Genomic DNA, 14,682 nt, shown 5'->3' on the forward strand with positions numbered 1-14,682 from the left:
AAACCCGCGTTAAAGACGGGCATGGCACAACAACGCTCCCGGTCGGGAAGAGGAACAAGAGTGAGTCATCAATCTGAGCAGCTACACCGGCAGTTAGCCGAACGCATTCTGGTGCTGGATGGGGGCATGGGCACCATGATCCAGGGTTATCGCCTGCAGGAAGAGGATTTCCGCGGCGAACGCTTCGCCGACTGGTCCTGCGACCTGAAAGGTAACAACGATCTGCTGGCCATTACCCGGCCGGATGTGATTACGGCTATCCACAATGATTACCTGGAAGCCGGCGCCGATATTCTCGAAACCAATACCTTTAACTCTACTTCCATCGCGATGGCGGACTATCAGATGGAATCGCTGTCGACGGAAATTAACCTGGCGGCGGCAAAGCTGGCGCGCGCCTGCGCCGATGAGTGGACGGCCCGCACCCCGGATCGTCCGCGCTACGTGGCGGGGGTATTGGGGCCAACTAACCGTACGGCGTCTATCTCCCCGGACGTCAACGATCCCGCCTTTCGTAATATCACCTTCGATCAACTGGTGGATGCCTATCGGGAGTCGACCCGGGCGCTGGTCGAAGGGGGCGTGGATCTCATCCTGATCGAAACAGTTTTCGATACTCTGAACGCCAAAGCCGCCATTTTTGCGGTAAAAACTGAATTCGAAGCGCTCGGCGTTGAACTGCCGCTGATGATCTCCGGCACCATTACCGATGCCTCCGGGCGCACGCTTTCCGGCCAGACTACCGAAGCCTTTTATAACTCCCTGCGTCATGCAGGCGCGCTGTCGTTTGGACTTAACTGCGCACTGGGGCCGGACGAGTTACGCCAGTACGTGGCCGAACTCTCACGGGTGGCGGAATGCTACGTCAGCGCCCACCCCAACGCCGGGCTGCCCAATGCCTTTGGTGAATACGATCTGGATGCTCAGATCATGGCCGAACAGATCCGCGAATGGGCGGAGGCTGGTTTCCTGAATATTGTCGGCGGCTGCTGTGGCACCACGCCGGAGCACATCGCGGCCATGCGTCAGGCGGTGGACGGCGTTGCGCCGCGACAGCTACCCCAGCTACCGGTCGCCTGCCGCCTTTCCGGTCTTGAACCGCTTAATATTACCGATGACAGCCTGTTCGTTAACGTGGGTGAGCGCACCAACGTCACCGGTTCGGCGCGCTTTAAGCGGCTGATAAAAGAAGAGCAGTATAACGAAGCGCTGGATGTGGCGCGTCAGCAGGTGGAAAATGGCGCCCAGATTATCGATATCAACATGGATGAGGGGATGCTCGACGCTGAAGCGGCGATGGTGCGTTTCCTCAACTTGATCGCCGGTGAGCCGGATATCGCCCGGGTTCCTATTATGATCGACTCCTCTAAATGGGAGGTCATCGAAAAGGGGCTTAAGTGCATCCAGGGCAAAGGCATCGTGAACTCTATCTCTATGAAAGAGGGGGAAGAGGCGTTTATCCAGCATGCGAAGCTGGTACGACGCTACGGTGCCGCGGTGGTGGTGATGGCGTTCGACGAAGAGGGCCAGGCCGACACCCGGGCGCGCAAGATTGAGATCTGCCGTCGCGCATACCGGATTCTGACCGAACAAATCGGCTTCCCGCCGGAAGATATTATCTTCGACCCCAATATTTTTGCGGTCGCGACCGGTATCGATGAACACAACAATTATGCGGTCGACTTTATCGGCGCCTGTGAGGATATCCGCCGTGAGCTGCCCCATGCGCTGATCTCCGGTGGCGTCTCTAACGTCTCTTTCTCGTTCCGCGGTAACGATCCGGTACGTGAAGCTATCCACGCCGTTTTCCTCTATTACGCTATCCGTAACGGCCTGCGCATGGGGATCGTCAACGCCGGTCAGTTGGCGATCTACGACGATCTTCCCGCCGAGCTGCGCGATGCAGTAGAGGATGTGATCCTCAATCGCCGTGACGACGGCACCGAACGGCTACTGGAGCTGGCGGAAAAGTACCGTGGTACTAAAAGCAATGAGGCAGATACCGCTCAGCAAGCCGAATGGCGTAGTTGGGAAGTGGAAAAACGCCTTGAGTACGCGCTGGTGAAGGGAATTACCGAGTTCATCATCCCGGATACCGAAGAGGCCAGACAGCGGGCGAGCAAGCCGATAGAGGTTATTGAAGGACCGCTGATGGACGGCATGAACGTGGTCGGCGATCTGTTCGGCGACGGCAAGATGTTTCTGCCCCAGGTGGTGAAGTCCGCGCGCGTTATGAAGCAGGCGGTGGCCTATCTGGAGCCCTATATCCAGGCCAGTAAGGAGAAGGGGAAAAGTAACGGCAAGATCGTGCTGGCGACGGTGAAAGGGGACGTACACGACATTGGTAAGAACATCGTGGGCGTGGTGCTCCAGTGCAATAACTATGAAATTATCGATCTCGGTGTCATGGTGCCCTGCGAAAAAATTCTGAAGACCGCCCGGGAAGAGAACGCCGATATCATCGGCCTTTCCGGCCTGATCACGCCGTCGCTGGACGAAATGGTGCACGTTGCCAAAGAGATGGAGCGCCAGGGCTTCACGCTGCCGCTGCTGATTGGCGGCGCCACCACCTCTAAAGCCCATACGGCGGTGAAGATCGAGCAGAACTACAGCGGCCCAACGGTGTATGTGCAGAACGCTTCGCGCACTGTGGGCGTGGTCTCCTCGCTGCTTTCGGAAAGCCAGCATGACGATTTCGTGGCCCGCACCCGCAAAGAGTACGAAACGGTACGCGCCCAGCATGCCCGCAAGAAGCCGCGTACGCCGCCGGTGACGCTGTACGCGGCCCGGGAAAACGATCTGGCTTTCGACTGGGAAAGCTACACCCCGCCGCTTGCCCATCGTCCGGGCGTGCAGGAAGTCAGCGCTGGCATTGAAACCCTGCGCAACTACATCGACTGGACGCCATTCTTCCTGACCTGGTCGCTGGCGGGCAAGTATCCGCGCATTCTGGAAGATGAGGTCGTCGGCGTTGAGGCACAGCGTCTGTTCAATGATGCCAACGCCATGCTGGATCGCCTGAGCATTGAAGGAGCCCTGACTCCTCGTGGCGTGGTCGGCCTGTTCCCGGCGAACCGGGTCGGGGACGATATCGAAATCTATCGCGATGAAAGCCGCACTCACGTACTGGCGGTTAGTCATCACCTACGCCAGCAGACCGAGAAGGTCGGCTTCGCCAACTACTGCCTGGCGGACTTTGTGGCTCCGAAGCTGAGTGGTAAAGAGGACTACATCGGTGCCTTCGCGGTGACCGGCGGTCTGGAAGAGGATGCCCTGGCAGAAGCCTTCGACGCGCAGCACGATGATTACAACAAAATCATGGTCAAAGCGGTGGCCGACCGCCTGGCGGAAGCCTTCGCGGAATATCTGCATGAGCGGGTGCGTAAAGTTTACTGGGGCTATGCCGCTAATGAAAACCTGAGCAATGAAGAGCTGATCCGCGAAAATTACCAGGGGATTCGCCCGGCGCCTGGCTACCCGGCCTGTCCGGAGCATACCGAAAAAGCTGCTATCTGGCAGTTGTTGGATGTTGAAAAGCACACCGGTATGAAACTGACGGAATCCTTCGCCATGTGGCCAGGTGCCTCGGTGGCGGGCTGGTACTTCAGCCATCCGGCAAGCAAGTACTTTGCCGTGGCGCAGATTCAGCGCGACCAGGTAGAAGATTACGCCATGCGTAAGGGTATGAGCGTCCAGGAGGTGGAACGCTGGCTGGCGCCCAATCTGGGTTATGAGCCGGAATAAGCCGCTAAAAAGCCATTTTTGTTTACATTCTGTTGGGCGCCGTACGGCGCCCTCTCTCTTTTATCTTTTATACTCTACACCTTCCTTCCGTAAGGGAGCCCAGGGAAAACAAAAACGATAAGGAGACCTTGTGTTAACGCTTTTACACCTGCTTTCAGCCGTTGCCCTGCTGGTGTGGGGAACGCATATCGTGCGTACCGGCGTGATGCGCGTTTTTGGCGCGCGATTACGCAGCGTGCTAAGCAACAGCGTAGAGAAGAAGCCGCTCGCCTTCTGTGCGGGCATTGGCGTGACCGCGCTGGTGCAGAGCAGTAACGCCACCACCATGCTGGTGACCTCGTTCGTCGCCCAGGATCTGGTGGCGCTGACGCCGGCGCTGGTGATTGTGCTGGGTGCCGATGTGGGTACTGCGCTGATGGCGCGTATCCTGACTTTCGATCTCTCCTGGCTGTCGCCGCTGCTGATTTTTATCGGCGTGATCTTCTTCCTCAGCCGTAAGCAGACCCGGGCCGGGCAACTGGGCCGCGTCGGTATCGGTCTGGGGCTGATTCTGCTGGCTCTGGAACTGATTGTTCAGGCCGTAACCCCCATTACTCAGGCCTCCGGCGTGAAGGTGATTTTCGCTTCTCTGACCGGCGATATTATGCTTGATGCGCTGATTGGCGCGGTTTTTGCCATTATCAGCTACTCCAGCCTGGCGGCAGTGCTGCTGACCGCCACCCTGACCGCCACCGGCGTTATCGCTTTCGATGTGGCATTGTGCCTGGTGATTGGCGCTAACCTGGGGTCCGGCCTGCTGGCGATGATTAATAACGGTACGGCCAGCCCTGCCGCCCGGCGCGTGGCTCTTGGCAGCCTGCTGTTTAAACTGATTGGCAGCCTGGTGGTGCTGCCCTTCGTCCACCTGCTGGCCGACGGGATGCAGAAATTGTCGCTCCCGGAATCGGAACTGGTGATCTACTTTCATGTCTTCTACAACCTGATCCGCTGCCTGGCGATGGTGCCCTTCGCTGAACCGATGGCGCGCTTCTGTCGGCGTATTATCGGCGAAGCGCCGGAGCTGGATGCCCGCATGAAACCGAAGCATCTGGATCCCAGCGTGCTGGATACCCCGGCTCTGGGTCTGGCGAATGCCGCCCGGGAAGTCCTGCGTATGGGCGATGCCCTGGAGCAGATGCTGGAAGGCTGGAATAAGGTGATGCACGGCGAGGTGCGGGAAGAGAAAGAGCTGCGCAAGCTGGCGGATGATGTGGATGTTTTGCATACCGCCATCAAGCTCTACCTGGCGCGTATGCCCAAGGACGATCTGGCGGAGGGCGATTCCCGACGCTGGGCGGAGATTATCGAAACCTCTCTGAATCTGCAGCAGGCGGCCGATATTATCGAACGTATGGGCAGCGAAGTGGCGCATAAGTCGCTGGCGGCTCGCCGGGCTTTCTCGCCGGAAGGCCTGGAGGAGCTGGATAACCTGCTCCAGCTCCTGCTGGCTAATCTGCGGCTGGCGCTGTCGGTCTTCTTTTCCGGAGATGTGCCCAGCGCCCGGCGTCTGCGGCGCAGTAAACATCGCTTCCGGATTATGAACCGGCGCTACGCCCACGCGCACGTGGATCGTCTGCATCAGCAGAACGTACAGAGCATCGAAACCAGTTCGCTGCATCTGGGGTTACTGGGCGATATGAAGCGCCTGAACTCACTATTCTGCGCCGTGGCCTACAGCGTGCTGGAACAGCCGGACGATGACGAGGAGCGGGATGAGTATTAAGTGCTTCACCCGACCAGAGCGTAAAAAGAAAGGGCGTTAACGTCTGCCGCGGGTCGGCGTATTCGCCGACCAGGAAAATGAGGCTTCCGAATCTGGCTTATAAGCCTGCTTTTTTTTCAACTGGCGGGCTTTTTTAGCTTCTGCTTCGCGCTGAGTCATCAGTTTATCGATGTACTCTTTTTTGATGCTATTGGTTTCCGCGTTGCTTAGCCGACGCCCGTGTGCGATGCGCGCGCGGTCGAGTAGCGTTTTCAGCTCACGCTGTTCGCGCTCGGTCATCTCTTTTTGCGTAATACGGGGGAGTGCCATCGTGTTGCCCTCTGGTAGCCGGAGCCTCAGTGTACGGTAATACCACGCTGACAGATAGCCTGTCAGTATCGCGCCCCTGGGGAAAATGCCCGGTGGTTATCCGGGCAAAAAGTGCTGCCTTTATTTCTTTGCCTTTTTCCCGGTGGGTTTCCCTGACCAGTAGCCTGCCAGCAGCGAACCTGAAAGGTTGTGCCATACCGAAAACAGCGCACCTGGCAGGGCGGCGAGCGGCGAGAAGTAAATTTTGCCCAGTGCGGCGGCCAGCCCGGAGTTCTGCATGCCCACCTCAATCGCCAGAGTGCGGCAGGTGGACTCATCAAAGCCGAACAGGCGTCCGCCCCAGTATCCTCCCAGCAGACCGATAGCGTTATGCAGGATCACCGCCAGAATGACTACCGGCCCGACGGTCGCAATATTGCCCGCCGATCCTGCAACCACCGCGCTGATAATGGCCAGAATGCAGAGCATCGAGAATGCGGGCAGCACCGGCTCCAGCCGTTTGACCAGACCCGGGAACAGATGATGCACCACCAGCCCCAGCGCGATGGGGATCACCACAATCTGCAGAATGCTGAGCAGCATGCCCATTACATCCACCTGAATATCGGCATCCACATACAGTCGGGTCAGCAGCGGGGTGGCAAATACGCCCACCAGCGTGGAGATGGCCGAGATAGTGACCGACAGCGCCACATCGCCCTTTGCCAAATAGATCATCACGTTAGAGGCCGTTCCGCTGGCGACGCTGCCGACCAGCACCATCCCTGCAGCCAGATCGGGCGGCATACGGAACAGCATCGCCAGCAGCCAGGCGGCCAGCGGCATCAGCAGATAGTGCAGAAAAATACCGGCCGCCACCGGTGCCGGGCGCGACAGTACGCGCTTAAAATCGTCCAGCTTCAGGTGTACGCCCATACCGAACATAATCAGCATTAACAGCGTGCTGACCCAGGGACCGATGGGGGTAAAGGTGGCGGGCGTGGCATAAGCCAGCAGTGAGAGCAGCAGTGCCCAGAGCGGGAACAGCCGGGTGATGGTCGCGAGCATAGCGAGTGTCCTTGCAAAGTTGCATTGTGTTGTGTCGTTGTGGTTATAAAAAAGCCGGGTCGTGCCCGGCTCCTCAGTATAATTTTTTTTCTCTTCCGGGAAATGCCTTATTCGGTCGGGTTCAGATTGACCTGGAAGCCGCCTTCCGGGCGGTTGCGCCAGCGGGCGTCCAGCCCGTGCAGGCGGGCGATGCGTTTCACTATGGATAGCCCCAGGCCGCTGCCGTTTTCCTGCGAGCCGGGCGGGCGGAAGAAACGCTCTCCCAGGCGCGACAGATGGCTGGGCATCACGCCGGGACCGTTATCCGTCACGCTTATCCCATTGTGACGCAGCGTAATTTCCACCGTGCCCTGCTCCGGGGTATAACGCAGGGCATTGTTGACCAGATTGGCGAGCAGCATCTTCAGCAACAGCCGGTTGCCTTTTATGGGCTGCGGTGGCGATTCTACGATAAGGTTAAGCGTAATTTCCTTATGCTGCGCCACCGGTTGAGATTCAACCACCACTTCGTCAGCCAGCTCCCGCCAGTCGAGGTGTGTGGTATCACTCATCAGAGAAGCGGTGGCGTCCAGCCGGGACAGCGCCAGTAGCTGATCGACCAGTCGGGAAGTCCTGTCGATCCCGACGATCAGGTTATTCAGCGCCCGATCCCGGGTGGTGCGATCCTCTTGTGCCAGTAACGCTACCTCGCTCTGAATACGCAGTGCGGTCAGCGGGCTACGCAGTTCGTGGGCGGCATCGGCGGTAAACTGTCGTTCATGCTCCAGCATGCCGCTGACCCGGACAAACAGCGCATTCAGGGCGCTGACCAGCGGGCGCGCTTCTTTGGGTACGCTGGTCTCTTCCAGCGGCGTGGCATCGTCGGGACTACGGCCGGTGAGCGCCTGAGCTGTCCGGCGCAGCGACATCAGTTCCCGGCGTACAATCCACACCGTCAGCGCCATCATCAGCGGCAGCCCCAGCAGCCAGGGCCAGAGCTGGCCGGTGACGATATCGCTGACCAGATCGTCGCGGTAGTCGCGCTCCTGGCCGACGGCAATGGTGTAGCGTTCATCCGGTGTGGTGATGTAGAGAATGCGCCACTTTTCGTCGTCGTCGCCCTCCAGCCGTTTGTTGATAAAACCGCTGCGTTTGCTGTAGCCGAAATCATTGCCATGATCGTTGTCGCTAAGCAGCAGTTCACCGCGCTCGTTAAAGATGGCGAACCCCAGTGCGTCGTCGTCCTGCTCGCCGGCATCGCCGTCGCCAATCAGATTGCGGGTTTTGGGCAGGGAGCGATCCTGAATTTCATCAACGGTCAGTTCGCTCAGGTTGGCCGACGCCAGTCTCTTGGCAAACAGTAACTGCTGGGTATCGAAGACTTCATCGATAGCCGAGCGGGTCTGAATTCTGGCTGCGATGCTGGCGGCACCCCAGATCAGAGTGGCAATCAGCAAAATATAGATCAGCAGGCGGCTGCTCAGGCTGAGATTTTTCATGTCCCGGCCCCCAGGTAGTAACCCAGCCCGCGTTCGGTGCGGATAAAATCATTGCCGAGCTTACGGCGCAGATGGTGGATATGCACTTCAATGGCGTTACTGCCCACGTCGTGCTCCCAGCTATAGAGTTTTTCCTCCAGTAACTGGCGCGACATCACGCGCTTTTTATTTAGCAGCAGCAGTTCCAGCAGCGCCTGTTCCCGCACGGTCAGGACGATAGGTTCGCCGTGGCAGGTGGCGATGCGGGTATGGGGATCGAAAGTGACATGGCGATGGCTGAGCAGCGGCGTGCTGCGGGCGTGGCTGCGGCGGATAAGCGCGTGCAGACGTGCTACCAGTTCCGATAACGCAAAAGGTTTGCCCATATAGTCGTCGGCGCCAGCGTTAAGCCCCTGCAGGCGCTGCTCCAGGGCATCGCGGGCGGTCAGAATCAGCACTGGCGTATCCAGTTGCTGTCGGCGCCACCAGCTCAGAATATCCATGCCATCGATACCGGGAAGCCCGAGATCGAGCACCACCGCATCAAAGGGGGCCCGGAGTAGCGCTCGCTTTCCCTGTTCCCCTTCGTAAAACCAGTCCACGCAGAAGCCGCACTGCTCCAGCCCGTTTTTAATTCCATCGCCGATCAGGCGATCGTCTTCCAGCAATAATATTCTCATTCCATGACCCGATGTTTCACCGCTGCGACCGTCGATGTGGTGCCGTTGTCGGTAACATATTGATAACGTTAACTGCTACCGGCCTCCGGATCCAATGTTTTAAACCATGGACAGGATTAAAAAGAAGCCGTCTTAAGAGACACTTAAGATGCGGCCGGGTAGGAGCCCGGCCGCGGGGGATTATTCGAACAGGTTACTGTGCAGCATTTCCACGGCGCGGTTGGCTTCGCTGCCCGGTACCAGGAAACAGAGATTATGGCTGGACGCGCCGTAGCAAATCATCCGGATATTGAACGGCTCCAGGGCGCCGAACACCTCTTTACCGACGCCAACGGAGCGACAGAGCTCGTTGCCAATCAGCGCAATCAGCGCCTGATCTTCTTCCACTTCGACCCGACACAGTGAAGAGAGCTCGGTCAGCAGCGCGGAGGTCAGCAGGGTATCGCCGGTCGAGGTGGAGCCGGTGGTATCCAGCGTCAGGGCCACGCTGACCTCGGAGGTGGTGATCAGATCCACGGAGATGCTGTGGCGCGCCAGAATACTGAACACTTCTGCCAGAAAGCCGCGGGAGTGCAGCATATTCAGGCTGTGCAGCGTCAGCAGCGTCTGGCTGCGACGCAGCGCCAGCGCCCGGAATAGCGGCGGCGCGTCGGTCTTATTGCAGACCAGGGTACCGCCTGCTTTAGGCTCTTTGCTGGAGCCGACAAACACCGGAATGTCGTGACGTACAGCCGGAAGCAGGGTGGAGGGGTGGAGCACTTTGGCACCGAAGGTTGCCATCTCCGCCGCCTCTTCAAAAGAGATTTTATCGATGCGTTTTGCCGCCGGCACAATGCGCGGATCAGTGGTATAGATACCGGGCACATCGGTCCAGATATCGACGCGATCGGCCTGTAGCGCTTCGCCCAGCAGGGCGGCGGTATAGTCGCTGCCGCCGCGGCCCAGGGTGGTGGTGCGCCCCTTTGATTCGCTGCCGATAAAGCCCTGGGTGACGATCAGCGATTCCGCCAGGCGCGGGGCCAGTTGTTGCTGCACCAGTTCGGCCAGCGCGGCCACGTCCGGTTCGGCGCGACCGAAGCGATCGCTGGTGCGCATCACTTTGCGCACGTCAAACCACTGGGCATCCACGCCGCGTTCACGCAGGATTTCGACGAAAAGCAGGGTAGACATCAGTTCCCCGTGGCTGACCAGTTCATCGGTTAGCGCAGGCGATGTGGCGAGGGAGGCGGCTTCGGCCAGAGTGGTAATATTTTCCAGCAGGCGGTCGATCTCTTCGCGAATGACATTCGGCTGGCGCAGGCGCTCCAGAATATCGAACTGAATTTTGCGAATAGCGTCGAGCTTAACGAAGCGCTCGGTCGCCTCCAGACCTTCAGCCAGGGCTACCAGCAGGTTGGTGACGCCCGCAGAGGCGGAGAGCACGACAACTCTTGCCTGGCTGTCGGAAAGGACCACGTCAACGCTGCGGTTCATGGCGTCAAAATCGGCGACGCTGGTGCCGCCAAACTTGGCGACCACAATGGGAACTTCTTGAGTCATAAATACCTCGTGTCAGGGAAGCGAAATCGGTAAACCCTGGTACAAGGGGGAGCGGAAAACGGGGCAGACGTAGAGACGTGGCATGGTCAGAACTACGGTTCACCCAGAAGCCCTCCACCTTGCGAAGCAACCTGTGGGTGCTTCGGGGTGACAACCCAGGGGATTCAGCCCCTGTAGTCGAAAACCCGCGCTGCCGGACGTGGGCTCCCTCGGCGTCGCACCCCCTCCTGTATCTTCCTCGGATCGGCTCCTCGGATACATTACCTGGACGACGCACCTCTTCTGGCGCTTACGTAACATCACGTAAGTAGCGGTTTAGATTTAACCTGTTATGCCGAAGCTGTCAATGACCGGAATTTGAAGATATTTCAGCTTTCGACGACAGCGATGCGCTTTTTCCCGTGCCTGCGCCGTTTTTGCTACCGGGTTGTTCCACCAGTGCGATAAGCGTGCAGGGCAGCGGCGGCGAACTTTTGCCGTTCAGTGGCATCGGGCTTCCGTCTTCACGCAGGGCAAAAAGCGGGATAATGCCGCGATGTTTTTCCAGATACTCCAGCCAGCCGAAGTTGGCATTAAGGCGGGTTGCTTTGATTACCGCACCTTTTGACAGCAGGCCGCTCAGGCGACTCCAGGTGACCTCTTCGCTAAACAGCCGCTCATTACGGCGAAAACGTGCGCTTTCGCTACTGCTGCTGCGCCCCTTCAGCGCCGAGCCGGAACGAATGGCCCACACCCGTTCATCGCCAAACAGGTGGCTGAAGTGATAGACCGCCAGTGCATTCTGGTGACGGTTGGGCGACAGAGCCAGTACCTGAGCGGTACCGCTCAGATCAAGGTAGTTCTCCGCATGTTCGGACCAGGCATTGCCGTAGTAGGCCGATAACCCTTCCATTCGGGCCTGACGGTAATATTCCCAGCTGTTATCGGTGACCAGCACGGGAATATCCTGTTTGATGAGCGCCTTTGCCAGCATACGGGCAACGGCATTGGCGCCGATAATCATGACGCCTTTCGGTTTGCTCTGCTGTACCCGCAGCAGTCGCGCCAGCCAGGCACTGGTCAGACTTTGCAGCACTACGGTGCCAATAATGATGGCGAAGACCACCGTCACCAGACGATCGGCTCCCTGGTAACCGTTACGCTGTAAGGTCAGGGCGAACAGCGAACCCACCGCAGCGGCAACGATACCGCGCGGCGCTATCCAGCACAGCAGCATTCGGTCTCGCCAGGGTAGGGTGGAACCCAGCGTTGACGCCATAATACAAAGCGGGCGGGCGATAAACTGCACCACCAGCAACAGCCCCAGTAGCGGCCAACCCATCTCTTTGATGGCCAGCAGGTCAAGGCGCGAAGCGAGGATCACAAACAGCGCTGAGATCAGCAGGGCAGAGAGCTCTTCTTTAAACGCCAGAATATCGCTGATATCCAGATCGCGCATATTGGCAAGCCAGATGCCCATCACTGTGACCGCCAGTAGCCCTGATTCATCCGCCAGCGCATTGGAGACGCCGAAGGTGAGCAGCACAATCGCCAGCACCCCGAAGTTTTGCAGATAGCCCGGGATCCATACGCGCTTCAGGGCGGTGCCCAGCAGCCAGCCGAACAGCGCCCCGGCGGCCAGGCCTACGCCCACCGTCCATGCCAGCGTACCCGGCAGGTGCAGCAGCGATCCCGCCGCCTGTCGCAGGGTAATAAATTCAAACACCAGCAGGGTAAAGATGGCGCCCACGGGGTCGATCACGATCCCTTCCCAGCGCAGCACCTGGTTGATGGCGGCATTCGGGCGCACTACCCGCATCAGCGGTGCGATAACGGTGGGGCCGGTCACGACCGTAACGGCGCCCACCAGCGCCGCCAGTTCCGGCGGCAGATTCAAAATCCACCAGCAGGCCAGGCTCACGACGCAAAAGGTCACCAGCATGCCGACGCTGACCAGATTACGTACCACGCCCCCCAGACCGCGGATTTCATCGAAGCGCAGGGTGAGCGCGCCTTCAAACAGGATGATGGCAACCGATAGCGAAACCAGCGGAAACAGCAGATCGCCGAACAGATGATCCGGCTGTAGTACGTGGCTAACCGGGCCAAGCAGTATCCCCATGACCAGCAATGGCAGTATTGCGGGCAACCTTGTCAGCCAGGCCAGCCACTGGGCGGCCAGCGAGGCGATAGCGATAACCACCAGCAAAAGGGGGGCAGATAGTTCCATAAATTGACTCTTCCTCAGGAGGGACTTTTTTAAAAATAGTCGATTGTTGTGCAATCGCGGCGGGCAAGTATAGTTGGGCCGGTTAACGAAAAACACCTGCCGGTTTTATGGCATAAAATCATCACAATTCGCTGAAGCAGGCGCTACAATTGACCCCAGTCACAATTCTCAAATCAGAAGAGTATTGCTATGAAAAACATCAATCCTACGCAGACTGCCGCCTGGAAGGCGCTGGAACAGCATTTTAATGAGATGAAAGAGGTCGAAATTAGCGAGCTTTTCGCTAAGGATTCGAACCGTTTTGGCAAGTTTTCGGCAACCTTTGATGACCTGATGCTGGTGGACTACTCCAAAAACCGCATTACCGAAGAGACGCTGAACAAGCTGCTGGCGCTGGCCGAAGAGAGCGACCTGGCCGGTGCCATCAAGTCGATGTTCGCCGGTGAGAAGATTAACCGCACCGAAGATCGCGCCGTTCTGCATGTGGCGCTGCGTAACCGGAGCAATACCCCGATCCTGGTGGACGGAAAAGATGTGATGCCGGAAGTAAACGCGGTACTGGAGAAAATGAAGAAATTCTCCGACTCCGTGATCGGCGGCGAGTGGAAAGGTTATACCGGCAAAGCCATCACCGATGTGGTCAACATCGGTATCGGCGGATCCGACCTTGGCCCCTATATGGTAACCGAGGCGCTGCGCCCCTATAAAAACCACCTGAACATGCACTTTGTCTCTAACGTGGACGGCACCCATATCGCCGAAGTGCTGAAGCGGGTTAATCCGGAAACCACACTGTTCCTGGTGGCCTCCAAAACCTTCACCACCCAGGAAACCATGACCAATGCCCACAGCGCCCGCGACTGGTTTCTGAAGAGCGCTGGCGATGAAAAGCACGTAGCGAAACACTTTGCCGCGCTGTCCACCAACGCGAAGGCGGTAGGCGAGTTTGGCATCGATACCGCCAATATGTTTGAATTCTGGGACTGGGTCGGCGGCCGTTATTCTCTGTGGTCCGCTATTGGTCTGTCTATTGTGCTTTCCGTTGGCTATGACAACTTCGTGCAGCTGCTTTCCGGCGCTCACGCTATGGATAAGCACTTCTCTACCACGCCAGCGGAGAAAAACCTGCCGGTACTGCTGGCGCTGATCGGCATCTGGTATAACAATTTCTTTGGCACCGAAACGGAAGCGATTCTGCCTTACGACCAGTATATGCACCGCTTCGCGGCCTATTTCCAGCAGGGTAATATGGAGTCCAACGGTAAGTACGTTGACCGTACCGGTAAGCCGGTGGATTATCAGACCGGGCCGATCATCTGGGGTGAGCCGGGCACCAACGGTCAGCATGCGTTCTACCAGTTGATTCACCAGGGTACCAAACTGGTTCCCTGCGACTTTATCGCACCAGCCATCAGCCATAACCCGCTTTCGGATCATCATCCGAAACTGCTCTCTAACTTCTTTGCTCAGACTGAAGCGCTGGCGTTCGGTAAATCCCGCGAAGTTGTGGAGCAGGAGTTCCGCGATCAGGGTAAAGATCCGTCTCAGTTGGATCACGTGGTGCCGTTCAAGGTATTTGAAGGCAACCGCCCGACCAACTCTATACTGCTGCGTGAAATCACACCGTTCAGCCTGGGGGCGTTGATTGCCCTCTATGAGCATAAGATCTTCACCCAGGGGGCGATCCTCAATATCTTCACCTTTGACCAGTGGGGCGTAGAGCTTGGCAAACAGCTGGCTAACCGCATTCTGCCGGAACTGTCTGATGGCGGTGAGGTGAGCAGCCACGACAGCTCCACCAATGGTCTGATTAACCGTTATAAAGCCTGGCGCGGTTAATTGCCTATTGAGGACGGTCTTAATAGCGACTGTCCTGCCCGGAATATCCTGGGTGATATATTTTAATTATGCCGGCTGTGCGCCGGCATTTTTTTA

Annotated in this window: 9 protein-coding genes and 1 riboswitch; of the genes, 3 read left to right on the forward strand and 6 right to left on the reverse strand. The window is 58.0% G+C overall.

What is annotated here, in order from left to right:
• The first annotated feature begins 60 nt into the window (after positions 1–60).
• Both metH and SCU88_RS01500 read left to right on the forward strand, forming a co-directional pair.
• Positions 61–3,744, forward strand: a complete 3,684-nt coding sequence (gene metH / locus SCU88_RS01495; RefSeq protein ID WP_175341830.1) for a methionine synthase — start codon at positions 61–63, stop codon at positions 3,742–3,744.
• A gap of 130 nt (positions 3,745–3,874) precedes the next feature.
• Positions 3,875–5,506 (forward strand): Na/Pi cotransporter family protein, encoded by a 1,632-nt coding sequence (locus tag SCU88_RS01500; protein WP_138095319.1) that lies wholly within the window; start codon positions 3,875–3,877, stop codon positions 5,504–5,506.
• Between the two features lie 36 nt (positions 5,507–5,542).
• Here the strand turns inward: SCU88_RS01500 and SCU88_RS01505 are convergent, their stop codons facing one another.
• The 6 genes from SCU88_RS01505 to SCU88_RS01530 all read right to left on the reverse strand — a co-directional run bounded on the left by SCU88_RS01505 (position 5,543) and on the right by SCU88_RS01530 (position 12,747).
• Positions 5,543–5,815, reverse strand: coding sequence for a DUF3811 domain-containing protein (locus tag SCU88_RS01505; protein WP_138095320.1), 273 nt, complete (start codon positions 5,813–5,815; stop codon positions 5,543–5,545).
• 120 nt (positions 5,816–5,935) lie between these two features.
• Complete coding sequence (panS, locus tag SCU88_RS01510; protein WP_138095321.1) at positions 5,936–6,862, reverse strand: ketopantoate/pantoate/pantothenate transporter PanS; 927 nt, start codon at positions 6,860–6,862, stop codon at positions 5,936–5,938.
• Positions 6,863–6,969: 107 nt separating this feature from the next.
• Positions 6,970–8,340, reverse strand: a complete 1,371-nt coding sequence (qseC, locus tag SCU88_RS01515) for a quorum sensing histidine kinase QseC (RefSeq protein ID WP_138095322.1) — start codon at positions 8,338–8,340, stop codon at positions 6,970–6,972.
• The gene (locus tag SCU88_RS01520) at positions 8,337–8,999 is read right to left on the reverse strand and encodes a response regulator (protein WP_138095323.1); all 663 of its coding nucleotides are present in this window, start codon (positions 8,997–8,999) and stop codon (positions 8,337–8,339) included. Before SCU88_RS01520 ends, qseC begins: the two co-directional genes overlap by 4 nt.
• Positions 9,000–9,179: 180 nt before the next feature.
• Positions 9,180–10,538, reverse strand: a complete 1,359-nt coding sequence (gene lysC, locus SCU88_RS01525; protein WP_138095324.1) for a lysine-sensitive aspartokinase 3 — start codon at positions 10,536–10,538, stop codon at positions 9,180–9,182.
• Between the two features lie 99 nt (positions 10,539–10,637).
• Positions 10,638–10,828, reverse strand: a riboswitch (Lysine riboswitch).
• 53 nt (positions 10,829–10,881) lie between these two features.
• The gene (locus SCU88_RS01530) at positions 10,882–12,747 is read right to left on the reverse strand and encodes a cation:proton antiporter (protein WP_175341831.1); all 1,866 of its coding nucleotides are present in this window, start codon (positions 12,745–12,747) and stop codon (positions 10,882–10,884) included.
• Positions 12,748–12,936: 189 nt separating this feature from the next.
• On the opposite strand from SCU88_RS01530, the gene pgi reads away from it, so the two are divergent.
• Positions 12,937–14,586 carry a glucose-6-phosphate isomerase gene (pgi, locus tag SCU88_RS01535; protein WP_138095326.1) on the forward strand — a complete coding sequence of 550 codons (1,650 nt, stop codon included), beginning with the start codon at positions 12,937–12,939 and terminating at the stop codon, positions 14,584–14,586.
• The last annotated feature ends 96 nt before the right edge of the window (positions 14,587–14,682 follow it).

It is taken from the genome of Jejuibacter sp. L23 (assembly GCF_050815825.1).
GTDB lineage: Bacteria > Pseudomonadota > Gammaproteobacteria > Enterobacterales > Enterobacteriaceae > Jejubacter > Jejubacter calystegiae.